The sequence below is a fragment of the Micrococcus sp. EWR3.9.1 genome, assembly GCF_052615555.1.
This window is the reverse complement of sequence record NZ_JBQXFD010000010.1, coordinates 38,690-61,389: the sequence shown is the minus strand read 5'-3', so window position 1 is coordinate 61,389 and position 22,700 is coordinate 38,690. Positions and strand designations below refer to the sequence as shown.

21 protein-coding genes and 1 riboswitch are annotated in these 22,700 nt (G+C 72.3%); of the genes, 11 read left to right on the top strand and 10 right to left on the bottom strand.

Annotated features, from left to right (window positions below):
- Window positions 1–21 precede the first annotated feature (21 nt).
- A complete protein-coding gene (locus tag ACUJ8O_RS07785; protein WP_036316146.1) occupies window positions 22–1,803 on the bottom strand; it encodes an AMP-binding protein in 1,782 nt (593 codons plus the stop codon).
- 150 nt (window positions 1,804–1,953) lie between these two features.
- Here ACUJ8O_RS07785 and ACUJ8O_RS07780 point away from each other — a divergent pair, with 150 nt between their 5' ends.
- Window positions 1,954–3,162 carry an acyl-CoA dehydrogenase family protein gene (locus ACUJ8O_RS07780; RefSeq protein WP_158184180.1) on the top strand — a complete coding sequence of 403 codons (1,209 nt, stop codon included), beginning with the start codon at window positions 1,954–1,956 and terminating at the stop codon, window positions 3,160–3,162.
- Here the strand turns inward: ACUJ8O_RS07780 and ACUJ8O_RS07775 are convergent.
- Complete coding sequence (locus ACUJ8O_RS07775) at window positions 3,137–3,877, bottom strand: YoaK family protein (RefSeq protein WP_020624812.1); 741 nt, start codon at window positions 3,875–3,877, stop codon at window positions 3,137–3,139. The genes ACUJ8O_RS07780 and ACUJ8O_RS07775 overlap by 26 nt on opposite strands.
- Before the next feature lie 83 nt (window positions 3,878–3,960).
- Window positions 3,961–4,332, bottom strand: coding sequence for an ectoine synthase (locus ACUJ8O_RS07770; protein WP_036338798.1), 372 nt, complete (start codon window positions 4,330–4,332; stop codon window positions 3,961–3,963).
- Between the two features lie 199 nt (window positions 4,333–4,531).
- On the opposite strand from ACUJ8O_RS07770, the gene ACUJ8O_RS07765 reads away from it, so the two are divergent.
- The 4 genes from ACUJ8O_RS07765 (at window position 4,532) to ACUJ8O_RS07750 (ending at window position 11,367) form a co-directional block, all read left to right on the top strand.
- Window positions 4,532–5,803: an Nramp family divalent metal transporter gene (locus ACUJ8O_RS07765; protein ID WP_078025379.1), complete on the top strand. Its 1,272-nt coding sequence runs from the start codon at window positions 4,532–4,534 to the stop codon at window positions 5,801–5,803.
- Window positions 5,804–6,021: 218 nt separating this feature from the next.
- Window positions 6,022–6,138: riboswitch (glycine riboswitch) on the top strand.
- 161 nt (window positions 6,139–6,299) lie between these two features.
- On the top strand, window positions 6,300–9,236 hold the full coding sequence (gcvP, locus tag ACUJ8O_RS07760; protein WP_069941309.1) for an aminomethyl-transferring glycine dehydrogenase: 2,937 nt from the start codon (window positions 6,300–6,302) through the stop codon (window positions 9,234–9,236).
- A gap of 13 nt (window positions 9,237–9,249) precedes the next feature.
- The gene (gene gcvT / locus ACUJ8O_RS07755; protein ID WP_044659070.1) at window positions 9,250–10,416 is read left to right on the top strand and encodes a glycine cleavage system aminomethyltransferase GcvT; all 1,167 of its coding nucleotides are present in this window, start codon (window positions 9,250–9,252) and stop codon (window positions 10,414–10,416) included.
- 117 nt (window positions 10,417–10,533) lie between these two features.
- Complete coding sequence (locus tag ACUJ8O_RS07750; protein ID WP_002856692.1) at window positions 10,534–11,367, top strand: thermonuclease family protein; 834 nt, start codon at window positions 10,534–10,536, stop codon at window positions 11,365–11,367.
- 11 nt (window positions 11,368–11,378) lie between these two features.
- Here the strand turns inward: ACUJ8O_RS07750 and ACUJ8O_RS07745 are convergent, their stop codons facing one another.
- Complete coding sequence (locus tag ACUJ8O_RS07745; RefSeq protein WP_158184181.1) at window positions 11,379–12,062, bottom strand: response regulator; 684 nt, start codon at window positions 12,060–12,062, stop codon at window positions 11,379–11,381.
- A 151-nt stretch (window positions 12,063–12,213) separates the two neighbouring features.
- On the opposite strand from ACUJ8O_RS07745, the gene ACUJ8O_RS07740 reads away from it, so the two are divergent.
- Window positions 12,214–12,387 (top strand): hypothetical protein, encoded by a 174-nt coding sequence (locus tag ACUJ8O_RS07740; protein WP_002856694.1) that lies wholly within the window; start codon window positions 12,214–12,216, stop codon window positions 12,385–12,387.
- Window positions 12,388–12,408: 21 nt separating this feature from the next.
- Window positions 12,409–13,668 carry a sensor histidine kinase gene (locus ACUJ8O_RS07735; protein WP_371506761.1) on the top strand — a complete coding sequence of 420 codons (1,260 nt, stop codon included), beginning with the start codon at window positions 12,409–12,411 and terminating at the stop codon, window positions 13,666–13,668.
- Window positions 13,669–13,920: 252 nt separating this feature from the next.
- Here ACUJ8O_RS07735 and ACUJ8O_RS07730 read toward each other — a convergent pair whose 3' ends face one another.
- The 3 genes from ACUJ8O_RS07730 to ACUJ8O_RS07720 form a co-directional block, all read right to left on the bottom strand.
- Complete coding sequence (locus ACUJ8O_RS07730) at window positions 13,921–14,406, bottom strand: hypothetical protein (RefSeq protein ID WP_020624818.1); 486 nt, start codon at window positions 14,404–14,406, stop codon at window positions 13,921–13,923.
- 90 nt (window positions 14,407–14,496) lie between these two features.
- A complete protein-coding gene (locus ACUJ8O_RS07725) occupies window positions 14,497–15,552 on the bottom strand; it encodes a hypothetical protein (RefSeq protein ID WP_155933753.1) in 1,056 nt (351 codons plus the stop codon).
- 56 nt (window positions 15,553–15,608) lie between these two features.
- Entirely contained in the window at window positions 15,609–16,454 is an 846-nt protein-coding gene (locus ACUJ8O_RS07720; protein WP_036341136.1) for a hydroxymethylpyrimidine/phosphomethylpyrimidine kinase, read from the bottom strand.
- Window positions 16,455–16,584: 130 nt separating this feature from the next.
- Here ACUJ8O_RS07720 and ACUJ8O_RS07715 point away from each other — a divergent pair, with 130 nt between their 5' ends.
- From ACUJ8O_RS07715 to ACUJ8O_RS07705, 3 genes are all read left to right on the top strand, one after another.
- Window positions 16,585–17,049 (top strand): DUF4126 domain-containing protein, encoded by a 465-nt coding sequence (locus ACUJ8O_RS07715; RefSeq protein ID WP_445373290.1) that lies wholly within the window; start codon window positions 16,585–16,587, stop codon window positions 17,047–17,049.
- Window positions 17,046–17,369, top strand: coding sequence for a putative quinol monooxygenase (locus ACUJ8O_RS07710; RefSeq protein ID WP_010079505.1), 324 nt, complete (start codon window positions 17,046–17,048; stop codon window positions 17,367–17,369). The genes ACUJ8O_RS07715 and ACUJ8O_RS07710 overlap by 4 nt, the downstream gene beginning before the upstream one ends.
- Before the next feature lie 99 nt (window positions 17,370–17,468).
- Window positions 17,469–18,104 carry a GNAT family N-acetyltransferase gene (locus ACUJ8O_RS07705; RefSeq protein ID WP_102708201.1) on the top strand — a complete coding sequence of 212 codons (636 nt, stop codon included), beginning with the start codon at window positions 17,469–17,471 and terminating at the stop codon, window positions 18,102–18,104.
- Between the two features lie 10 nt (window positions 18,105–18,114).
- Here ACUJ8O_RS07705 and ACUJ8O_RS07700 read toward each other — a convergent pair whose 3' ends face one another.
- Window positions 18,115–18,720, bottom strand: coding sequence for a TetR/AcrR family transcriptional regulator (locus ACUJ8O_RS07700; RefSeq protein ID WP_445373289.1), 606 nt, complete (start codon window positions 18,718–18,720; stop codon window positions 18,115–18,117).
- Window positions 18,721–18,846: 126 nt separating this feature from the next.
- Between ACUJ8O_RS07700 and ACUJ8O_RS07695 the strand changes: the two genes are divergently transcribed.
- Entirely contained in the window at window positions 18,847–20,061 is a 1,215-nt protein-coding gene (locus ACUJ8O_RS07695; RefSeq protein WP_036341128.1) for an acyl-CoA dehydrogenase family protein, read from the top strand.
- Between the two features lie 97 nt (window positions 20,062–20,158).
- Here the strand turns inward: ACUJ8O_RS07695 and ACUJ8O_RS07690 are convergent, their stop codons facing one another.
- Complete coding sequence (locus ACUJ8O_RS07690; protein ID WP_078025373.1) at window positions 20,159–21,100, bottom strand: endonuclease domain-containing protein; 942 nt, start codon at window positions 21,098–21,100, stop codon at window positions 20,159–20,161.
- Window positions 21,101–21,347: 247 nt separating this feature from the next.
- On the bottom strand, window positions 21,348–22,691 hold the full coding sequence (gene tgt / locus ACUJ8O_RS07685) for a tRNA guanosine(34) transglycosylase Tgt (protein ID WP_127435580.1): 1,344 nt from the start codon (window positions 22,689–22,691) through the stop codon (window positions 21,348–21,350).
- Between the last annotated feature and the right edge of the window lie 9 nt (window positions 22,692–22,700).

Below are 22,700 nucleotides of genomic sequence, written 5' to 3'. Positions count from 1 at the left end.
GCGGTGGCGGGGAACGGCCGGTCAGCGCTGCAGGTCCAGGTCCTCCTCCCGGAACTCGGTGCCGTAGCCGTCCGGGGCGGCGCCCGTCTGGGCGCGCTCGACCTCGGCCTTGCGCAGCTCCACGCGGCGGATCTTGCCCGAGATGGTCTTCGGCAGCTCGAGGAACTCGATGCGGCGGATGCGCTTGTACGGGGGCAGCTGGGTGAGCGTGAACCGCAGGATCGCCCGGGCGGTCTCCGCGGTGGGCTCGTGGCCCGGGGCGAGGGTGACGAAGGCCTTCGGCACGGCCAGGCGCAGCTCGTCCGGGGTGGGGACGATCGCGCCCTCCATCACGGCCGGGTGCTTGACCAGCACCGACTCCAGCTCGAACGGGGACACCTTGTAGTCCGAGGACTTGAAGACGTCGTCCGCGCGGCCCACATAGGTCAGCACGCCGTTCTCGTCGCGGCGGGCGATGTCGCCGGTGTGGAACACGCCGTCGCGGAACACCTCGTCCGTCTTCTCCTGGTTGCCGTAGTAGGACTTCAGCAGGCCCACCGGACGCGGGTCCAGGCGCAGGCAGATCTCGCCCTCCTCGGCCTCCTGGCCCGTGAGCGGGTCGAGCAGGGTGACGTCCATGCCGGGCAGCGGGCGGCCCATGGAGCCGATGACGACCTTCTGGCCCGGGGTGTTGGCGATCTGCAGGGTGGTCTCGGTCATCCCGAAGCCGTCGCGGATCGTGGTGCCCCACGCCTTGTGCACCTGGTCGATCACCTCGGCGTTGAGCGGCTCGCCCGCGGAGATGGTCTTGGTCGGCGGGGTCGTCAGCTGCGCCAGGTCCGCCTTGATGAGCATGCGCCACACGGTGGGCGGGGCGCAGAAGCTCGTGACGCCGTAGCGCTCCATGTTGGCCATCAGGGCCGCGGGGTCGAACTTGCGGGCGTTGTGCACGAAGATCGTGGCCTCCGCGATCCACGGGGCGAAGAAGTTGGACCACGCGTGCTTGGCCCAGCCCGGGGAGGCCACGTTGAGGTGCACGTCGCCCGGCTCCAGACCGATCCAGTAGAGCGTCGTGAGGTGGCCGACCGGGTACGAGGTGTGGGTGTGCTCCACGAGCTTCGGCTTCGAGGTGGTGCCCGAGGTGAAGTAGAAGAGCAGCGTCTCGTCGGCGGGGGTCGGCTCGGCCGGGGTCAGCTCGGTGGCGGCGTCGTCGGCGTCGTCGTAGGAGAGCACGGTGTGGCCGGCGACCTCGGGGGCGCGGCGCGCCGGGCCCTCCGCGAAGACGCCCGGCACGTGCACCAGGTGCAGGTCCTCGCCGACGCCGGCGAACTTGGCCAGGTCCTCGGCGCCGGCCACGGCCCACGCGGCGCCGGCGCGCGTCACGCGGTCCTCGAGGTCCCCGGAGGTCATCTGCGTGGTGGTGGGCACCATGACCACCCGCAGCTTGATGCAGGCGAGCATGAACTCCCACAGCTCCACCTGGTTGTTCAGCATCAGGATGAGGCGGTCGCCGCGGCGCAGGCCCTGCGCGGAGAGCCAGTTCGCCACCCGGCTGGAGGCCGCGGAGAGCTCGGCGAAGGTGCGTTCGGTGCTGCGCCCGTCGTCCTCGGCGATGATCAGCGCCGGCACGTCCGCGCGGGCCGGGTCCTGGGCCAGGCGGTCGAACCAGTCGAAGCCGAAGTTGAAGTGCTCGAAGCGGGGCCACTCGAACTCGGCGCGGGCGCGCTCATAGTCGGTCTGGCACTCGACCAGCAGGTCGCGGGCCGCGCGGAACACCTCCGTCGGTGACGGGGCGGCGACGGCGGTGGGGTCCTGGACGGTCATGGGTCCCTCCTCGGGATGGCTGCTGAACGGATCCTTGGCCGGGGGCCTGTGATCTGGAACACTACTGGCAGACCTGGATAGTTGGAAGTCCTACAGTCGGATTCGCGGCGAAACCGCCCGCCGTCGTCGGACCGCCCCCGAAGGAGAGCCATGACCGCCATCGCCGACCGCCCCGTCCCCGACTCCGGCGCGCCCGCCGTCCCCCCCGGCCTGCCCCACGTGGACCTGCTGCGCCTGCGGGACCGCCTCGAACCGGTCGAGCGTGCCCGGCTCGACGCGATCGAGGACCACCTGCAGACCCGCGTGCGGCCACACCTGACCCGCTACTGGGACGCCGAGGAGTTCGCGTTCGACCTGCTGCCGGGCCTGGCCGAGCTGGGTCTGGGGCGCCTCGTCCTGGACGGCTCGTCCTCGCTGTTCCAGCAGCTCGTGCACGCGGAGATCGCCCGTGTGGACCTGTCCCTGTCCGCCCTCGTGGGCATCCACAACGAGCTCAACCTCGGCATGATCGCCGGCCTGGGCTCAGAGCGTCAGAAGGCCACGTGGCAGGGGCGCCTCGAATCCTTCGATGCCCTGGGCGCGTTCTGCCTCACCGAGCCGGACCACGGCTCGGACATCGCCGGAGGCCTCGCCACCACCGCCACCCGCGACGGCGACGAGTGGGTCATCCGCGGCGCCAAGCGCTGGATCGGGGCCGGCACGATCGCCGACGTCGCGCTCGTCTGGGCGCGCGACACCGCCGACGGCGAGATCAAGGGCTTCGTGGTGCCCACCGACACCCCCGGCTACGAGGCCACCAAGATCAGCGGGAAGATGGGCCTGCGGATCATGCAGAACGCGGACATCACCCTGGACGTGCGCCTGCCCACGGACGCGATCCTGCCCGGCGCCACCACCTTCGCCGCCACCCGCGCCCTGCTGCGCGACTCGCGCATGTGGGTCGGCTGGCAGGGCGTCGGCGCGCAGATGGGCGTGCTGGACGTGCTGCGCTCCTACGCGCTGCGGCGGGAGCAATTCGGCCGCCCGCTGGCCGCGTTCCAGCTGATCCAGGCCCAGATCGCCGAGGTCGCCGGCAACCTCGCCGCGTCCGCCGGCATGATGCTCCAGGTGGACGCCCTGCGGCAGGAGGGGCGGATGGAGATGATGCACGCGGCCATGGCCAAGGCCACCTCGACCCGGCTGGCCCGGTCCTCGGCGGCGCTCGCCCGCGACGCCCTCGGCGGCAACGGCCTGCTCACGGAGCACGAGATCGCAAAGATCATGGGGGACGTGGAGGCCATCTACTCCTACGAGGGCTCCTACGGCATGAACACCCTGATCGTGGGGCGGGCCCTCACCGGCGTCTCGGCCTTCGTGTGAGCCACGCGTCCTGCAGGTCCTGGACCAGCGGGCGGTGGGCGATGAGCAGCAGCACGCCGGCCACCGGGATGACCACCTCGAAGCCCAGCCAGAGGTAACCGGCCGCGCCCGCCACCCCGCCCAGGAAGAACAGGGCCACGAGCAGCGCCAGCAGTCCCACGCGCCGCGGTTCCCCGACGACGGGGGCCGCGGCCCCGGGGCCGTTGCGGTACAGGATCTTGCCGAGCTCGACGCCGATGTCCGTGACCATGCCCGTCACGTGCGTGGTGCGGATCGGCCACGCCCCGATGCGGGTGATCAAGGCGTTCTGCAGGCCCATGGTGAAGCACAGCACGGCCACCACGACCAGCGGCCGGTGCGCATCGCGGACGTGCTCGGCGAGCAGGCCGAACACCAGCATGCCGACGCCCTCGAGCAGGAGGATGTTGGCGTAGCGCGAGCGGAGGCCGTTGACCCGGCCCCAGTTGAACACCAGCGCGCAGACGACCGCGCCCAGGATGAACATGGCCAGCGCGAGCAGGCCCGTGCCGACCAGACCCGGGGCGTGGAGGACCGCCGCGTCCGCCATGGACGCCACGATCCCCGTCATGTGGGACGTGTACGTGGCCACGGCGACGAAGCCCACGGAGTTGAGGATCCCCGCGATCGCGGTCAGCACCAGCGCCAGGTGGGTGTTGCGGCGCACGGTGCGCTCGGGGGCGCACAGGTTGAGCACCCCGCCACCCTACGACCGGACGCCGCCGTCGGCGCCGACGCGGGAGGCGCCGTCGTCGACGCCTCCCGTCACCGTGCCCGGGCTCAGTAGCTGGAGTAGCCGTCCTCCGACAGGGTGTGCTTCTCGTCGCCGGTGATGGCGGGGTTGAACACCGAGATCAGGTGCATGTCCTCGGTGCCGCCGCGCAGGTCGTGCGGCTCGTGGTCCGGCAGGACGTAGATGACACCCGGCGTGATCTCGTGGACGGTGCCGTCCGGCTCCACCACGGAGCCGTTGCCCGCGATGCAGTAACAGGCCTCCTTGTGGTTGCGGTACTGGAGCTTCGAGGACGATCCGGCGCGCACGATCGTGTGGGCGACGGCGAAACCCATCTCGTCCTTCGCGGTGATGAGGCGTTCGGAGGTGCCTCCGCCCCACTCGACCTTCTCGACGTCGTTCCGGCTACGGGTGTACATGGCGTTCCTTTCGGCGAGCTCTGCGGGTCGGGCAAAGGGCCGTAGCCCTGGCTCCATCGTAGGGATGCCCGTCTCAGACCATAAGGGGCAACACGTGGGGGCTCATATGGGATGAAATAGTCCAGATCCACTATGATGTGCATCATACCCGGCATACGCTTCATCTTGACCCATGCGGGCCGGAGATGGAGGAGACGCGATGGCAACGCAGGCGAGGGATGGCCGGTTCTCCAATGAGGTGTTGCCCCAAGACGAGAGGCCTAGTCGTTTCGGTCCGGGGCTAATCATCGCCGCGTCCTTCATCGGGCCGGGGACCATCACAACCTCCATCGTTACCGGAGCCGAGCAGGGATTCGTCCTGGCCTGGGCTGTCGTCTTCTCAATTTTGGCCACCATCGTCTTGCAGGAGATGTCGGGACGGTTGGGCCTCGCGACCCGCATGAGTCTCGGACACGCTCTGCGCGAGGTGTTCTCCTCGGTGCCGGCACGACTTGTCATGGCGATCCTCGTCGTCGCGGCGATCGGCATCGGAGGGGCGTCCTACGCCGGTGGTGACACAGTCGGCACCGCCCTCGCCTTGACTAGTGTGACCGGACTCAGTCAGCCCGTGGTCGTCATCGGGATCGTCCTCACGATCGGCATTCTGCTCTGGACAGGCAGCTACAAACTGATCGAGCGGGTGCTGACCGTCATGGTCGGGTTATTGGGGCTGCTGTTCATCGTCACTGCAGTCCTAGTTCAGCCTCCGATCGGCGACCTCTTGATGGGCATGTTCATTCCCCGGCTGCCACCCGGCACGGCGTTGCTGGCGGTCGCACTGATCGGGACCACCGTGGTCCCTTACAACCTCTTCCTGCACGCGAGTTTGGTGCAGGAGAAATGGGGGCCGGGTCTGGATTCGCGGGAATCTCTCCGAGCGGCGAGAACGGACACGGCGGTGTCGATCTCCGTCGGAGGTGTAATCACTCTGGCCGTGATGGCGACGGCGTTCGGTGGGATGTACGTCAAGGGCATGCAGGCCGAGACCGGTCGGGACCTCGCCTCCGCCCTGGAACCCCTCCTCGGGGACGCGGCTGGCTGGGTGTTCGCGGCGGGCATGTTCGCGGCCGGGTTCACGTCCGCCGTAGCTGGCCCGCTCGGCGCGGCGTACGCGATTGCCGGCACACTGGGCCAGGACACCGATCTGCGCAGCGTCCCTGCTCGCATCGTGTGGGGCGCAGTCCTTGCGATCGGTGCCGTCATTGCCCTGACGGGAACGAATCCCACGGAGGTCATCGTCATCGCACAGGCGGCGAACGGGCTTCTCTTGCCCATCGTGGCCGTATTCCTGATGGTCGTGATGAACAGTCGTCGGCTGATGGGCTCGCATCGGAACGGCCCACTGGCCAACGCCCTGGGAGGGCTTGTCTGTCTTGTCGTCATCGGGCTCGCGGTTTACCAGCTGGGCGGGCTTGCCGGGCTGTGGGATTGAGGCCCGGCGATGACGCGCGCCGCCGAATGACGTCCCTTACCGACTATCGTGAGCCGACGGCATGCGACTGAGTCATTCCTCCCGTCACCCGTTTCCTGAACGAAAGCGCTTCGACACGCCGCCGTTTCATCAACGAAAGACCTCGACACGCCCCGTCCGGCCCCTCCCGGGCGCCCTGTGACGCGGCCTACACGTGTGGGATACTGACGGCACGCCGCATGCCCCGCGCGGGAGAGCGTCGGCGCGCGTCCTGCCCCGGCCGGCCGCGTGAGCAGGCCGCCGAAGGAGCAAACCCTCCCCGGGAATCTCTCAGGCATCCGTACCGCGTGGGGTCAGGCGCTCTGGAAAGCGTCTCACTCCGCCGCGCCCGCGTCCGGACCGAGACCACCGACGGTGCAAGCCGCCCACCCGGGCGTCGGAAACTCTCAGGTCCATGACAGAGCGGGGAGGAGCAGACCCACGCCGTGACCACGGCAGGATCCCCCGGAGGTACCCCGTGACCAGCCCCCAGACCACCGAGAGCACGACCGCGCTGCCCCACGAGCGCGTCGAGCCCAAGGACACCGCCTCGGCCCCCTTCGTGGCCCGCCACATCGGCCCGCGCCCCGCGGACGTCGAGCACATGCTGCAGACCCTGGGCTACGACTCGCTCGAGGCCCTCGTGGACACCGCCGTCCCCGCCGGCATCCGCCAGCCGAAGCCCCTCGAGCTGCCCGCCCCGCTGACCGAGTCCGCGGTCCTGGAGCAGCTGCGCGAGATCGCCGGCCGCAACGTCATGAAGACCCAGATGATCGGGCAGGGCTTCTCGGACACCGTCACCCCGGGCGTCATCCTCCGCAAGGTGCTGGAGAACCCGGCCTGGTACACGGCCTACACGCCGTACCAGCCGGAGATCTCCCAGGGCCGCCTCGAAGCCCTCCTGAACTACCAGACGATGGTCCAGGACCTCACCGGCCTGGACATCGCCAACGCCTCTCTGCTGGACGAGGCCTCCGCCGCCGCCGAGGCCGTGCTCCTCATGCACCGCGCCAACCGTCGCAGGACCGACGGCGTCACCCTCCTCGACGCGGACCTCTTCCCGCAGACCCTCTCCGTGGTGCGCCTGCGTGCCGAGGCCGTGGGTATCGACGTGCGCGTGGCCGACCTCTCCGCAGGCATCCCGGAGGACGTCCGCGCCGAGGTCGAGGAGAAGGGCCTGTGCGGCGTCGTGCTGCAGCAGCCCGGCGACTCCGGCCGCATCCACGACCACGCCGCCGTCATCGCGCAGGCCAAGGAGGCCGGCGCCCTCGTGACCGTCGCGGCGGACATCCTCTCCCTCGCCCTGATCACTCCGCCCGGGGAGCAGGGTGCGGACATCGCCGTCGGCTCCACGCAGCGCTTCGGCGTGCCCCTGTTCTTCGGCGGCCCCCACGCCGCCTACATGGCCGTGAAGGAGGGCCTGCAGCGCAGCATGCCGGGCCGCCTCGTGGGCGTCTCCCACGACGACGCCGGCAAGCCCGCCTACCGCCTCGCCCTCCAGACGCGCGAACAGCACATCCGGCGCGAGAAGGCCACGTCCAACATCTGCACCGCCCAGGCGCTGCTCGCGATCGTCGCCTCGATGTACGCCGTCTACCACGGCCCCCAGGGCATCGCCCGCATCGCCCGCCACGCCCACGCCCAGGCCGTCCGCCTGGCGGAGGCGCTGCGGGCCGGTGGCGTCGAGGTCGCCGAGGAGCACTTCTTCGACACGATCACCGTCCGCGTGCCCGGCCGGGCCGAGCAGGTCCTGCAGGCCGCCGAGGAGAACGGCGTGAACCTGCGCCTGGTGGACGCGGACACCCTGCGGATCGCAGCCGATGAGACCACCGTCGACGCCGACCTCGTGGCCGTCCTGACGGCGTTCGGCCTGGACGCGGGCTCCCTGCCGGCCTCTGCGCACGAGGGCGCCGTGGCCACCCCGGCCGTGCCGGAGTCGCTGCGCCGCTCCTCCGCGTTCATGACGCACCCGGTGTTCAACACCCACCACTCGGAGACGAAGATGCTGCGCTACCTGCGCCGCCTCTCCGGCTACGACCTGGCGCTGGACCGCACCATGATCCCGCTGGGCTCGTGCACCATGAAGCTCAACGCCACCGCGGAGATGGAGGCCATCTCCTGGCCCGAGTTCTGCTCCATCCACCCGTTCGCGCCCGACCACCAGACCGAGGGCTGGCGGTTCCTGATCGCGGACCTCGAGGCCAAGCTCGCCGAGATCACCGGCTACGCGGGCGTCTCGGTGGCCCCGAACGCCGGCTCGCAGGGCGAGTTCGCGGGCCTGTGGGCCATCCGCCAGTACCACCTGGCCCGCGGTGAGGGTGAGCGGGACATCTGCCTGATCCCGGCCTCCGCCCACGGCACCAACGCGGCCTCAGCCGTGCTGGCGGGGCTGAAGGTCGTCGTCGTCGCCACCGCCGACGACGGCACGATCGACGCCGCCGACCTGGACGCCAAGATCGCGGCGAACGAGGGCCGCATCGCGGCCATCATGATCACCTACCCCTCCACGCACGGCGTGTACGACGCCGACGTCAAGGAGGTCTGCGCCACGGTGCACGCCGCGGGCGGCCAGGTGTACATCGACGGCGCCAACCTCAACGCGCTCGTGGGCCTGGCCCAGCCGGGCGAGTTCGGCGGAGACGTCTCCCACCTGAACCTGCACAAGACGTTCTGCATCCCGCACGGCGGCGGGGGCCCGGGCGTGGGCCCCGTGGCGGTGGGCGAGCACCTCGTGCCGTACCTGCCCTCCCGCGAGGCCCTGATGACCGCGGCCCCGCACGGCTCGGCCGGCGTGCTGCCCATCTCCTGGGCCTACATCCACCTGATGGGCGCCGAGGGTCTGCGCTCCGCCACCGCGCACGCGCTGCTGGGCGCCAACTACATCTCCCGCCGCCTCGCGCCCCTCTACCCGACGCTCTACACGGGCAACGACGGCCTCGTGGCGCACGAGTGCATCCTCGACCTGCGCGAGCTCACGGCCCGCACGGGCGTGACCGCCGAGGACGTGTGCAAGCGCCTCATCGACTACGGGTTCCACGCCCCCACCCTGGCGTTCCCCGTGGCCGGCACGCTCATGGTGGAGCCCACCGAGTCCGAGGACCTCGAGGAGATCGAGCGGTTCATCGAGGCGATGGAGGCCATCCACGCCGAGATCACCGCCGTCACCCCGGAGACCGTGGCGGACTCCGTCCTGCGCCGCGCCCCGCACACCCTCAACGTCCTGATGGCCGACGAGTGGGACCGCCCCTACTCGCGCGCCCAGGCGGGCACGCCGGTGCCGAGCCTGCGTCTGGACAAGTACCTGCCGCCGGTGGGCCGCATCGACGGCGCCTACGGCGATCGCAACCTCGTGTGCTCGTGCCCGCCGCCCGAGGCGTTCGAGGACGCCGTGGCCGACACCGCCGACGAGGACTGAGAGGATCACCCCCATGAGCGATTCGACGCGCAACTCACCTCTGCACCCGGTCCACGAGGCCGCGGGCGCCACGTTCACGGACTTCGGCGGCTGGAACATGCCCCTGAAGTACGGCTCCGAGCTGGCCGAGCACAAGGCCGTCCGCACCTCCGCCGGCCTCTTCGACCTCTCCCACATGGGCGAGATCCGGGTCACCGGCCCGGAGGCCGGGGCCATGCTGGACCACGCCCTCTCGAGCGTGCTCTCCACGTTGAAGCCCGGCCGCGCCAAGTACGCCCTGTGCCTGACGGACGCCGGCACCATCCTGGACGACACGATCGTCTACCGGATGGACGACGGCGAGGCCGGCTCTGAGCCCGACTACCTGGTGGTGCCCAACGCTGGCAACATCGCCGCGGTCCACACCGCCCTGAACCAGCGGGCGTCGGGCTGGGACGCCGTCGTCGAGGACGAGTCCTCGACCACCGCCCTCGTGGCCGTGCAGGGCCCGCAGGCCGAGAGGATCCTCGCCCGGGCCATGCCGGAGGCCGCGGCGCAGCTGGCCGAGCTGAAGTACTACGGCCACCTGACCCTGACCGTGCCCACGGACGCCGGTGACGTCATCGCCGTCGTCGCCCGCACCGGCTACACCGGTGAGGACGGCTTCGAGCTGTTCCTGCCCGCCGCCTCCACCGCCGAGGCCGGCGACCGCGGCTCCGCCGTGTGGAACACGATGCTCTCGGCCGCGGACGAGGCGGGCGTGGAGCTGACGCTGTGCGGGCTCGCCTCGCGGGACTCGCTGCGCCTCGAGGCGGGCATGCCGCTCTACGGCAACGAGCTGGACACCGGGCACCAGCCGCACGCCTCTGGCGTCGGCTTCGCGGTGCCCGCGAGCAAGGAGGCCGACTTCGTCGGACGATCCGCGCTGGTCGGCAGGGACGACGTCGAGGAGGTCCTCGTGGGGCTGCAGGGCGCGGGTCGGCGTGCCGCCCGGCACGGTTACGCCGTGCTGGACGAGTCCGGCGAGCGGGTGGGCGAGGTGACCTCGGGCGCCCCCAGCCCGACCCTCGGACACCCCATCGCCCTGGCCCGTGTCCGCCGCGACGTGGCCGCCGAGGGCACGTCCCTGCAGGTGGACCTGCGCGGCCGCGGCGAGCCGTTCACCGTGGTGGCCACGCCGTTCTACCGCCGGGAGCGCTGAGCCCGACGCAGCCGTCCCTCGGCCCGCCGCTCGGCGGTCCCGGGGCCCTTCGCTAGACTCGGGCTCCGGGCCGTCGTCGCGGCCCCCCGTCCCGCCGTCCACCTGCAGGAAGTCCGCATGACTCACGTCGCCGCCCGTGCCCGGGTCCCCCTGAAGGGGCTGCTGGTCTTCCTCGCCGTCGCCGCCGTCCTGCTCCTGCTGGGCATCGTCACCGTCCTCCGCGGCGTGGCCGCCGACGCCGCCCGCGTGGACATCGTCACCGTGCTGGACGGCAACACCGTGGTGGTGAACCAAGGCGGCACCGAGCGGACCGTGGTCCTCGCCGGCGTCACGAGCGCGGGCCGCAACCCCGAGGGCCTCAAGGTCGGCCCCAACCTCTGCATGGGGGAGGAGTCCTACGCCTGGCTGCGTGATCGGCTCCCGCAGGGGGCGACCGCGAGCATGACCACCTCGGACGAGGGCGCGCCCGAGGGGATGGAGAGCGCGGTCATCTCGATCGGCGGCGGCACCGTCAACGTGGCCATGGCGGAGGCCGGCATGGCCGCCCCCACGGAGGTCGCCGTCGGCAAGCGCCTGGCGGAGGAGATCGCCCAGGCCAATCAGGAGGCCGTGGGTCGCGGCGTGGGGCTCTACGACATCGAGGAGCCCTGCACGTACCAGAACCGGCTCTACGAGGCCCAGTTCGCCCTGGAGCAGATCCCGGAGGACGCGGAGGCGTCCCTGACGAAGATCGACGAGCGAGCGGTGGAGTACGCGGCCGGCCTGGACCAGGTGCGCCTGGTGCAGCAGGAGATCCGGGCCCTCGACCCGGAGAACGGCACGTTCGCCGACCTCGCCTACGGGCCGGCCAAGGAGTCGCTCCTGGCCGAGGCGGACCCGGTGGTGGAGCACGGGATGCAGGTCCTGAAGGACCTCAACACGCGGCGCAACGAGATCGCGGCCCGTGGCTGACCCCGCCGCGCTCAGTCCAGGGCGAGGGTGACGAGCCCGAGCTGGGCCGCCCGGATGATCAGCTGGAGGCGGTCGCGGACCTCCAGCTTGGCCATGATCCGCGTGAGGTTGGCCTTGACCGTGGACTCGGAGACGAAGAGGTTCGCGGCGATCTCCGGGTTCGACTGACCCCTGGCCAGCAGCCGCAGCACGCCCAGCTCCCGCTCGGTGAGGTCGGAGCCGTCGGGGCTGCCGGGCTGCACCGAGGTGGGGCCCACCGTCGGCCGGTCCCGCTCGATCGAGGCGAGCAGTTTGGTCGCCACGGCGGGGGAGAGCACGGACTCGCCGCGATGGACGGCCTGAATGGCGCCCAGGATGGCCGGCGGCTCCGCGTCCTTGAGGAGGTAGCCGCCCGCTCCGGCGCGCAGGGCCGGCACGAGGTAGTCCTCGGACGTGAACGTGGTGATCGCCAGGACCCGGATCGCGGGGTGGGTGTCCTTGATCCGGCGTGTGGCCTCCACCCCGTCCATCAGGGGCATCTGCATGTCCATCAGGACCACGTCCGGCTCGATGGCGGCGCACGCCTCCACGGCTTCGACGCCGTTGGCGACCACACCCACGCAGGTCATGCCGGGGGCAGAGTCGACGAGCACGCGGAGCGCGCCGCTCATGAGCGGCTGGTCGTCGGCGATCAGGATGCGCAGCTCTTCGGACACGCAGGTCAGCGTAACCGGTGCTGTGGCGCATGCCACCTTGTCGGCGTCGGGGCGAGGCCGGGGTGCCCGCCGGCCGTCATCTGCGCCATGCCGCGGCGCGGCCTGTGCGCGGCGTGCACCATTTGTGACGGGCGTCATACATACTGGGGCCATGAAGACTCGCGCTCTCCTCGCTTCCGCTCTCCTTCTCGCCTCCACCCTCGTCGGCGCTCCGGCCGCCGCCGCCTCGGCGGCCTCGGCCGAGGACGACGTCGTCACGACCCTGGGCCTCGGCAAAGGCACTGCGGAGTGGACGTGCCGCCACTTCGGCATCTGGTGCGACTGACCCCGGGGCGGTCCGCCCCCGATGCCTGATTCGAGCCCATCGACCCCCTCCGTCCGGAGCGGCGCGCCCTCCCGGGCGCGCCGCTCTTCGGCGTGGCGTCAGGCGCGCAGCCTGCGGTGGCGCGCGTTCTGGGCCGCGGCGCCGCTGAGCCGCGTCTATCTCGCCTTCGGGTCGGCGTTCCTGCTCGCCTCGACCGCGTCCGACATCGGTCTGTTCGGCCCGGGCCACGGCGCCATCCCGGTCCTGGACGGGATCGCCATCGCGTCGGCGACCAGCGCCTTCCTCGCCCAGTGGTGGCGCAGCACGGTGGGCTTCGCCCTGCTCCTGCCCGGGGCCGTCGCGACCGTCGTCGGCGGTTCCGAGGTGCTCTTCGCCGTCGTCGCGCCCGTGGTCCTCGGGGCCGTCGCGGCGACCGCCCGTTCCTGGGGGTTCGTCGTCACGGCCGCCGTCCTGGCGCTGACCTGGGGCGTCGCCCAGCCGTTCGCGGTGGGTCAGGCGAACGCGACGTGGTTCATCCTGCTGCTCATGTCCATGGGCCTCGGCGGCGGGCTCTTCATCCGCGAGAGCCTGACCCGGCGGGAGCGGGATCGCCGCCGGGTGTTCGAGGCGGAGGAACGGGCCCGGCTGGCTGCCGAGGCCGAGCGTCGCTCCCTGGCCCGCGACCTGCACGACGTGGTCGCGCACAACCTCACGATCATCTCGATGCAGGCCCGGACGGCACGCTACCTCGGCACCCCGGAGGCGGCTCAGGGCGTGCTGGACGTGGTGGGGGACTCCGCGAAGGACGCGCTGCGGGACCTGCGGCGCATGCTCTCCGTCCTCCAGGAGGACGGGATCGTGGACCCGAGCGGTGAGCCGGGCGTCGCGGGGGGCGCGGACGGCGCGACGTCCGCGGATCCGGTCCTGTCCGTGGCCCGCCTGGCCGAGGAGCTGCGCAGTCTCGGAATGACGGTGGAGACGGACGTCCGCTGCGACCAGAACGCGATGCCGATCTCCGTGCGGTCCACCCTGCACCGGGTGCTCCAGGAGGCCACCACGAACGTCGCCAAGCACGCCGGCGAGGGCGCGCGCGTGCGCATCGAACTCCGCGACGCGGGGTCGGACGTGGTGCTCGCGGTGGAGAACACCGTCACCGAGCGGTCCGGCCCGCCGCATTGGAACTCCTCCGGTGTGGGCCTGAACTCCATGCGGGATCGCGTGGCCACCTTCGGCGGCACGATCGAGGCCGGGCCGGGGGGCTGGGGGTGGCGGGTGCGCGCGGTGCTCCCCCGATCCGTCTGACCGGGGGCCGGCGCCGTCGCAGCCGGGGCCCACATTCATGTGATTTGCCTCACATCAGCGCCCGAAAGTCTGCACCTTCCGCCACTGTCGGGGGCGCCGTCGTCCCTCCTAGAGTGGGTCATGCCCCATTGAGACGGTGCACAGTGCGAATCACGAGCCGGGATACATGCCTGAGGGGATGCGGGCCCCGGACGCGGTTCCGAGAAGGACGATGGCCATCCGGCCATCGTCCTTTCTCGTTGTCGGGCGTGCTCAGGCCGGCTCGGCGGGCGACGGCTCCGGGGTGACCGTGCGGACGAGGGGACGGGCCGCCGTCCGGCCCAGGGCCATGAGCACGGCGGCCGGGAAGCCGATCACCGGGATGAGCATCGGCAGGATGCCCGCCGCGCCCTGCGTGAGCACCACCAGGCCGTAGAGCATGCCGATCAGCGCGTACGCCAGCACGTGGACCCACTGGTTGAGCACGTGCCGGAACGCCCAGTTCACGAGCAGGCACAGCGGCAGCCCCACCACCAGCCCGGCGACCCCGACCACCGTCAGCAGCGGTGTCAAGCTGCCGAAGGCCTGCAGGCCCGGGACCACGGCCAGGATCGCCACCACGGCGGCCATCACGAGGTTGGGCAGCAGCCAGGCCACGAGGAACCCGTTCAGTCCCATGCGCAGCTGCGGGCGGGGGCCGGAACGGGCCGCGCGGCGACGGGCACGGGCGGCGGACGCGACCGGGGCGGGGGTGGTCATGGCGGGAACTCTCCGGGAGGGGGATCGACGACGTCGGGCGGGTCCCCACTGTAGTGGGCCGGGCTGGACGGGCCCCGGGAGAATTCCCGGTCAGGCGCGCCGGTCGCCGTCCACGTGGAAGGTCAGGTCTTCGACGCCGGGGAAGGACTCGATCTCCTGGAACGCGTCCCAGGCGTCGCTGTCCGCCTCGGCGTCCGCGGGCAGGGTCACCGTCAGGGCGCCGATCTCCCCGTCGATCACCTGCAGGCGCAGCTCGAGCTCGTGTCCTCCCGCGGAGCCGGAGGCGAAGCGGCCGCGGACAGGCCAGACGCAGTCGTTCGGCACCGCGCGCCGGACGTCATCGTCGGTCTCGACGACGAGCGGCACCCAGTCCGGGACCTCGCCGGCTTCACGGATGGCCTCGGCCACCGAGGTGACGGTGCGCGCGTGCGGCAGCTGGGAGCGCAGCGCCTCAGCCCCGGGCAGGTCCCGGCCCTCGGCCAGCGCCGGGTCGAGCAGGGTCTCGAGCAGCACGCGCACCTCCACCGGCAGCTCGGCGGTGGCCTCGGGCTCGACCTCGTCGACCGTGTCCTCGTCCAGGCCGGCGGGGCCGGTGACGGCGAGTTCGACGGCGTCGCGGCGGGTCCGGCGGGCGTCCTCGTTGGCCAGCAGCATCGCCAGGGAGGCCGCTGCGGCCAGCGCGACGCGCGGGGCGGGGACGCCGACCCGCTGGAGCCCGCGCACCACGGCGCCGTCGATCCGGTCGTTCAGGCCGGTGGCACGCAGCGCGACCGCCGCGACCGCGCCGCCGACGGCCAGTCCGCCGAGCCCGCGCAGGGCACGCGCGGCGGGGGAGGGGGCCACCTCGCCGTCGGCGATCGCGGCGGTGTGGAGGGCGTTGGCGGTCTCGGCCGCGAGAAACGTGCCGCTGACGGCGGCCTCGAGCTTTGCGAGGGCCCGACGCTCGCGCCCTCGGCGGGCGTGCGGATCCAGCAGGGTGAGCCCGCCGACCGCGGCCGCCGCCGCCAGCCCGTAGAGCCGGCCGCCCGGGGCGAGGGCGCGCTGGCGCAGCGCGGGGACGACGGCCTCCGCGTTGTCGACGGGAACGGACGACGCCGAGTGGTGGACCTCGCCGGGGGCGGAAGGGGCGGGGGAGGGGAGCTTCATGCCCCCAGTGTGGCGCACCGCCCGGCTCAGGACGAGTCAGCGGCCCACGTGCGCGCTCAGGCGGAGCGCAGGCCGCCCTGCCACAGGGCGGCGAACGGCGTGCGGCCCTCCACCGCCTGCGCGATGCCGGCTCCCACGAACTCCTTGGCGCGGCGCGCGGCCTCGAGCGTGGTGGCGCCCTTGGCCAGCTCGGCGGTGACGGCCGCGGCGAGCGAGCAGCCCGCACCGGAGACGCCGGACTGGCCGATCTTCGGGGCGGAGAGCACCTCCACGGTGTCCCCGTCCACGAACACGTCCACGGCGTCCGGGCCGGGCAGGTGCATCCCGCCCTTGGCCAGCACGGCCGCGCCGGAGATCTCGTGGATGCGCCGAGCGGCCGCCGTCAGGTCCTCGACCGAGCGCACGGTCATGCCGGAGAGCTGCTCCGTCTCGAAGTGGTTCGGGGTGGTGAAGGTGGCCAGCGGCAGCAGCTCGGCCTTGAGCGCCTGGTCCGTGTCCAGGGCGTGGCCCGGCTCCTGGCCCTTGCAGATGAGCACGGGGTCCAGGACCACGTGGTCCCACTCGGCGCGGCGCAGGGCCGCGGCCGAGGTGCGGATGACCTCCGGGGAGCCCTGCATGCCCAGCTTCACGGTGCGCAGCCGCTCCGGGTAGTCGCCCTGGATGGCGTCGAGCTGCTGCTGGAGGATCTCGGTGGGCACGGGGAAGAAGCGGTGGTTCCAGTCGTCCTCCGGGTCGAAGGAGACGATGCAGGTCAGCGCCACGATGCCGAAGACGCCGAGTTCCTGGAACGTCTTGAGGTCGGCCTGGGCGCCGGCGCCGCCGGTGGCCTCGGACCCGGCGATGGTCAGGGCGAGCGCGGGGGCGGAGGCGGAGTGCTGGGGGGAGTGAGCGGTCTGGGGCATGCGCCCATGGTAGGACCGACCCCGGACGGGAAGCGCCCGACGGCCGGCGGTGTTCACTGGAGGGCGAGGGTCCTCTGACCGCAGCGTCCGCCCGGGCGCCCCGAGTGACCCGCGAAGGAAGGGGACGGAAGTGCTCGAGTTCCTCACCGCCACGGGCCTGGCCACCTCGGCCGGGCTCAACGCCTACATTCCCCTGTTCGCCCTGGGTCTGCTGGACCGGTTCACGGGGCTCGTCGACCTGCCCGCGGGGTGGACGTGGCTCTCCGCCGACGCCTCCCTCTGGATCCTCGGCGCCCTGCTCGCGCTCGAGCTCGTCGCGGACAAGATCCCCGGGGTGGACGCGGTCAACGACGTCGTCCAGACGGTCGTGGGAGCCGACACGGTCACGGTGGGGGCCGCCGCGCCCGTGCTCTCGGCGGCCGAGGACGTCTCGGCCGCCGGCCTCGTCGCGGCCGCGCTGTTCCTGCCGGTGCTGGTCGCCGTGCTGGTGGTCGCCGTCGTCGTGGGCCTGTGGCTGCTGGCCCGGCGGTTCCGCGCGCGGCGGACGCGAGGCCGTGCCGCGGCCGTGCCGGGTGGACCAGAATGGACGGCATGATCCTCATCAACCTGAAGTTCACCGTCCAGCCCGAGCGTGCCGACGAGTGGATGGACGCCGTCGCGAAGTACACCGCGGACGTGCGCTCCGAGCCCGGCAACCTGTTCTTCGAGTGGTACCGCCCGGTGGAGGGCGGCCCGAACGAGTACTTCCTGCTCGAGGGGTTCACGGACGAGGGAGCGCAGGCCCACGTCGCGTCCCCGCACTTCCAGGAGGGCCTGGACGCGATGCGCCCGCTGCTGGCGAGCACGCCCCAGATCATCTCCGAGCAGGTCGGTGCGGAGGGCTTCGGCCCGATGGGCGAGCTGCAGATCGACTGAGCCCGCCCCCGGCCAGAGGAGGCGACGGCGCCCGCGTCACGAGCGTGACGCAGGGCGCCGTCCCTGTATCCGGGGTCACACCCTGGCTACGGTGAGCGCATGAGCGCCGAGCAGAACAGCACCCAGACCCCCGGCCACCGCGCCGCCCACGTCCCTGCCGGCCAGGATCTCGGTCACCGCTGGTCCACCCGCGAGGCCGATCACGACGATCCGGCGGACCGCCGCGCCGTCCGCCAGATCGCCGAACTCGCCTTCGCGTCCACGGCCGAGGCCGACCTCGTCGAGGAGCTCGCCGGCGGCGCGGAGGGCTGGCTGCCCCAGTACTCCCTCGTGGCCATGACCGCCGCGATCCCCGGCACGGACCTGCAGTCGGACCCGATGGGCTACGGCACCCTGGTCCGGGCCCACATCGACGACGCCCAGGTGCTCGCCCTCGCCCCGCACGGCGTCCTGCCCGAGCATCAGGGCGAGGGCGCCGGCACCGCGCTCGTCAACGCCCTGCTGCAGAAGGCGCAGGCCGACGGCGAGGAGGTCGTGGTGGTCTACGGCTGGCCCGAGTACTACGCGAAGTTCGGCTTCCACCGGGCCTCCGAGCACGGCGTGCACGCGGCCTTCGCCCGGCAGCCCGAGGCGCTGCAGGTCCTCACGCTCCAGGACGGGGCCGAGGTGCCGGCCGGCGAGTTCCGCTACCCGCCCGCGTTCGGGGCGGAGAACGCGCAGGTCGCGGGCCGTTGAGAGTCCGGCGTCAGCCCAGGAGTCGGCGCACGGCGGCGAGCGTCCGCTCGGCCTCGGCCGGGGTGGCCGTGAGCCGCGCGATGACCTCCGCGAGGTCCGCGCGCAGGCCGGCCTCGGCGTCGTCGGCCGGGGCGTGGAGCCACGCCCGCAGGGCGCGGTTGTGGACAGCCACCACGGCCGCCGCCAGCCCGACGGCGATCCCGCCGCGCGCGGGCGTGTCCGGCAGGGCCGAGGCGAGCCAGCCGGAGAACAGCTCCGTGTAGCGGTGCGAGGTGAGCAGCTCGCGCGTGCGCAGCGCCTGGGAGCCGCGCAGCAGGCGGGAGCGCGCCCGGGCCCGGTCCGGATCGGCGGTGTGGTGCCGGAAGACCTGGAGGACCGCCTCCTCGAGGGCCTCCCGCACGCCGAGGGAGGTGCCGCGCAGGAAGTCGTCCAGGCGGGCGAGCAGCGCGGCGTGGTCGGCGAAGACCACCTCCTCCTTCCCGCCGAGGTGGCGGAAGAAGCTGGCCCGGCTCATGCCGGCCTGGCGGGCGAGCTGGTCGACCGTGACGGCGTCGTAGCCCTCGCGGTCCAGCAGGTGGATCAGGGCGGTGAGGGTGTCCTCGGCGGGCGTCGTCATGCGGGCCATGGTGCCATGGGCGCGGAGAAGGAATGAGACTGCGTCTGAATCTGTGAGATGGCGTGTCAGTCGGTGTAGGGTGATGACGGACACGCCCATCTCTCCGACCCCGCCCGGGAGGCCACCATGACCGAGACCCTGCCCACCGTCGAGCCCGAGTACGACGTCGCCACGCCGCTGGACACCGACTTCTACCTCGCGCTCGCGGACGTCTCCGACGCCGAGAAGGATGTGTGGCGTCGGGCCCGCGCCTTCGCGCTCGAGCCGGACGTGCTGCCCCGGATCCGGGAGGCGTGGGACCGCCACGAGTACCCGCTGGACCTCGTGGCCCGCCTGGGGCAGGCCGACCTGCTGCGCGACGGCGTCCCCGTGGACGGGCTGCCCGACGTCTCCCGCGTTGCAGCGGGCCTGGCCATGATGGAGCTCTCGCGCCTGGACGGCTCGATCGCCACGATGACGGGCGTGCAGGGCGGTCTGGCCATGCGCTCGATCCAGCTGTGCGGCAGCGAGGAGCAGCGTGCCGAGCACCTGCCGGCCATGGCGCGCGGCGAGCTCTACGGCGCCTTCGCGCTCACGGAGCCGACCCACGGCTCCGACTCCGTCTCGCTGGAGACCCGCGCCGAGCGCGTCGACGGCGGCTGGCGGCTGCACGGGCACAAGAAGTGGATCGGCAACGGGGCCGCCGGCGGCGTGACCGTGGTGTGGGCGCGCAGCGCCGAGGACGAGAAGGTCCGCGGGTTCATCGTGCGCCAGGAGTCCGAGGGCTACACGGCCGAGGTCATCAAGGGCAAGGTCGCGCTGCGGGCCATCGACCAGGCCCACATCACCCTCGACGGCGTCTTCGTGCCCGACGCCGACGTCCTGCCCGAGGCCCGCTCCTTCAAGGACACCTCCCGCGTCCTCTTCGCCACGCGCGTGGGCGTCGCGTGGTCCGCCCTCGGGAAGGCCGTGGGCTGCTACGAGGCGGCGGTGCAGTACGCGGGGCAGCGCATCCAGTTCGGCCGGCCGCTGGCCGCCGCCCAGAGCGTGCAGACCCGCCTGGCCGAGATGCTCTCCCAGCTCACCCAGGTGCAGCTGCTCGTGCTGCGTGCGACCCGGCTCGAGGACGAGGGCCGGCTCACCGGGCCGATGGCGTCCATGGCCAAGTACTCGGCGACGCGCGCCGCGCGGTCCATCGCCGCGAACGCGCGCGACCTGCTCGGTGGCAACGGCATCCTCATCCAGAACGAGGTGGCTCGCCACTTCGCGGACATCGAGGCGATCCACACCTACGAGGGCACCGAGACCGTGCAGGGGCTGATCATCGGCCGCGAGATCACGGGGGTCGGCGCGTTCGTGTGAGATGACGCGAGCGGGGGCGGCGTGAGCCAGAGATTTCTGCTGGTACGCACGCCCCCCTGCCGCCGATTCGTCTGGCTCGGCGGCCGAATCGTCTGGCTCACGCAGGCAGAGGGAGCCGCAGGTGGGCGGCGAGGTCGCGCAGCAGGGCGTCGAGACCGCGCCGAGTGAAGACGCTGGCGGTTACGCGCAGCACGATCCACCCCTCGGCCTGCATCCGGCGGTCGCGCTCGATGTCACGGCGCCACTGCCGCGGGTCCGTCCGGTGATGATCGCCCTCGTACTGCACGCAGACGTGGGCCTCGCGCCACACCAGGTCCGGCCGGACGGTGGACCCGTCGCTCAGCATCAGCAGCGGATTCACCTCCGGCTCCGGCACACCCGCGTCGGCCAGCGCCAGTCGCAGGAGCGTCTCGGCCCGCGAATCCGCGCCGTCCCTGAGCAGCGGCAGGGCCGCCCGCAGGGTCCGCGTCCCTCGCCGCCCACGCACCCGGAGCACCTCCGCCTCCAGATCACGCACGGTGCACCGTGGATGGTCGCCGGGACGACGCCGGCCCGCCGGGCCGTCAGCCCGTTGCAGCAGGCTGTCCCCGGCGGCGACGACGTCGGCCAACGGCAGACCCAGCTGCGCCAGCGCCGCCCAGGTGGCGGCCGGCGTCGTGATCCGCACCCGGGCACGCACCAGCACGGGGTCCTGCGGGTGCAGTTCATGCCCGACGACGCCGCTGCGGCGCGGCGCCCCGCCCTCGGCCCGCGTGCGCGCCAGATGGATGGGGCCGCGTTCCCACTGCCGCGGCAGCCACATCCCCCAGAGGCGAGCGGCGGTGGCGTGGGTGGCCGCGGTGCCGGGGTTCGTCCGCTGGAGGGCGCGGACGACGTCGGCCAGTGAGGGCTGACCCCCGGCGGTGTGCCGCAGCCCGTGGTGCGGGGCGTCGAATCGGGGGCCGCGCAGCTGCGAGGCCGTCAGGCCGGCCTGCAGCCCCGCGGCGACCGGGAAGACGGGGCTGGGGGCGGCGTCGTGGTGCGGAGGAGGGGCGACCATGCCGCCAGCCTCCCCTTCCACCAGCGGACCCGGCGCCGCGACCGCGAGGGCCGTGGAGGGCGAGCTGCGCCCGCGGCCCTGTGCAGGAGCCGCTGAATCGTCTGGCTCACGTCCCCCACGCGTCCGAGCGGCGCTGAGCCAGACGAATCGGTCGAGACAGCCCCCTCAGAACAGCAGAAACGTCTGGCTCGCGCCCGTCGCAGCGTGCTGGCTCCCCCCCGCAGCGTGCCGGCGCACCCAGCGCCCCTCAGCCCTTCGGGGCGTAGTACCGGCCGAGGGTCTCGGCCTTGAGCTCGGCGAGCGTGCCGTCCTGCATGGCCGCACGGATCCGGTCCACGAGCGAGACCGTGAACCGCTCGTTGTGGATGGAGAGGAGCGTGTGCGCCACCATCTCCTTCGCCTTGAACAGGTGCCGCAGGTACGCGCGGGAGTAGTGGGCGCACGTGTAGCAGTCGCACTCGGGGTCCAGCGGGCCGAAGTCGCGGCGGTACTTCACCCCGGGCAGGTTGTAGCGCCCGTCGCGGGTGTAGAACGCACCGGTGCGGGCCACCCGGGTGGGGGAGACGCAGTCGAAGGTGTCGGCGCCGTTCTCGACGGCGGTGAACAGGTCGTCGGGTTCGGAGATGCCCAGCAGGTGGCGCGGCTTGTCCTCGGGCAGCTCCTGCGCGCACCAGCCCACGATGGTCCCGAGGTTCTCCTTCTCCAGGGCCCCGCCGACGCCGTAGCCGTCGAAGCCGGACGTCACGCCGTCGAGCTCCCCCGCGGCCGGGAACTCGGCCCGCATCGCCGCGAGGTCGCGGCAGGCCTTGCGGCGCAGGTCCTCGTACTGGGCGCCCTGGATCACGCCGAACAGCGCCTGGTACGGCCGCGCCGCGCGGACCCCGGTGAGGCGGGCGTGCTCGTCGAGGCAGCGCTGGGCCCAGCGGCGGGTGCGCTCGAGCGCCTCCTCCTGGTAGCCGCGGGAGTTGTGCAGGGTGGTCAGCTCGTCGAAGGCGAACATGATGTCCGCGCCGAGGTTGTGCTGGATGCCCACGGACACCTCGGGGGTGAACCGGTGCCGGTCCCCGGTGAGGTGGGACTTGAACCAGACGCCGTCGTCGTCGACGTTGGCCAGGCGCTCCTTTCCGGGGGCGACGGCGTCGTCGGCGCCCTGCCCCTCAGGCGCGCCGGGGCCCTTCATGTCGATGACCTTCTTGAAGCCCGAGCCGAGGCTCATCACCTGGAAGCCGCCCGAGTCCGTGAAGGTCGGCCCGGGCCAGTTCATGAACGCGCCGAGGCCGCCGGCCTCGTCCAGGAGGTCGTCACCGGGCTGCAGGTACAGGTGATACGCGTTGGCCAGCAGCGCCTGCGCGCCGAGCTCCGCCATGGACTCGGGCAGCACCGCCTTCACCGAGGCCTGCGTCGCGACGGGGATGAACGCCGGCGTCTGGATCCGCCCGTGCGGCGTGGTGATCACACCGGTGCGCCCGAGCGGGGCGCCGTCCGCACCGCCGGTCTCCAGCCGGTGCGTCACCTCGAAGCCGAACTGCGAGGGATGCGCGGGGGCACCGGAGGCGGGCTGCGGCGTCGGGGCGGCGGGGGTCTCAGGCATGGGACCCAG

Coding starts and splice junctions, on each gene's coding strand:
- ACUJ8O_RS07785 (WP_036316146.1), bottom strand. CDS start 1,803: ATGACCGTCCAGGACCCCACCGCCGTCGCCGCCCCGTCACCGACGGAG.
- ACUJ8O_RS07780 (WP_158184180.1), top strand. CDS start 1,954: ATGACCGCCATCGCCGACCGCCCCGTCCCCGACTCCGGCGCGCCCGCC.
- ACUJ8O_RS07770 (WP_036338798.1), bottom strand. CDS start 4,332: ATGTACACCCGTAGCCGGAACGACGTCGAGAAGGTCGAGTGGGGCGGA.
- ACUJ8O_RS07765 (WP_078025379.1), top strand. CDS start 4,532: ATGGCAACGCAGGCGAGGGATGGCCGGTTCTCCAATGAGGTGTTGCCC.
- gcvT (WP_044659070.1), top strand. CDS start 9,250: ATGAGCGATTCGACGCGCAACTCACCTCTGCACCCGGTCCACGAGGCC.
- ACUJ8O_RS07750 (WP_002856692.1), top strand. CDS start 10,534: ATGACTCACGTCGCCGCCCGTGCCCGGGTCCCCCTGAAGGGGCTGCTG.
- ACUJ8O_RS07740 (WP_002856694.1), top strand. CDS start 12,214: ATGAAGACTCGCGCTCTCCTCGCTTCCGCTCTCCTTCTCGCCTCCACC.
- ACUJ8O_RS07735 (WP_371506761.1), top strand. CDS start 12,409: ATGCCTGATTCGAGCCCATCGACCCCCTCCGTCCGGAGCGGCGCGCCC.
- ACUJ8O_RS07730 (WP_020624818.1), bottom strand. CDS start 14,406: ATGACCACCCCCGCCCCGGTCGCGTCCGCCGCCCGTGCCCGTCGCCGC.
- ACUJ8O_RS07725 (WP_155933753.1), bottom strand. CDS start 15,552: ATGAAGCTCCCCTCCCCCGCCCCTTCCGCCCCCGGCGAGGTCCACCAC.
- ACUJ8O_RS07720 (WP_036341136.1), bottom strand. CDS start 16,454: ATGCCCCAGACCGCTCACTCCCCCCAGCACTCCGCCTCCGCCCCCGCG.
- ACUJ8O_RS07710 (WP_010079505.1), top strand. CDS start 17,046: ATGATCCTCATCAACCTGAAGTTCACCGTCCAGCCCGAGCGTGCCGAC.
- ACUJ8O_RS07705 (WP_102708201.1), top strand. CDS start 17,469: ATGAGCGCCGAGCAGAACAGCACCCAGACCCCCGGCCACCGCGCCGCC.
- ACUJ8O_RS07700 (WP_445373289.1), bottom strand. CDS start 18,720: ATGACGACGCCCGCCGAGGACACCCTCACCGCCCTGATCCACCTGCTG.
- ACUJ8O_RS07695 (WP_036341128.1), top strand. CDS start 18,847: ATGACCGAGACCCTGCCCACCGTCGAGCCCGAGTACGACGTCGCCACG.
- ACUJ8O_RS07690 (WP_078025373.1), bottom strand. CDS start 21,100: ATGGTCGCCCCTCCTCCGCACCACGACGCCGCCCCCAGCCCCGTCTTC.
- tgt (WP_127435580.1), bottom strand. CDS start 22,691: ATGCCTGAGACCCCCGCCGCCCCGACGCCGCAGCCCGCCTCCGGTGCC.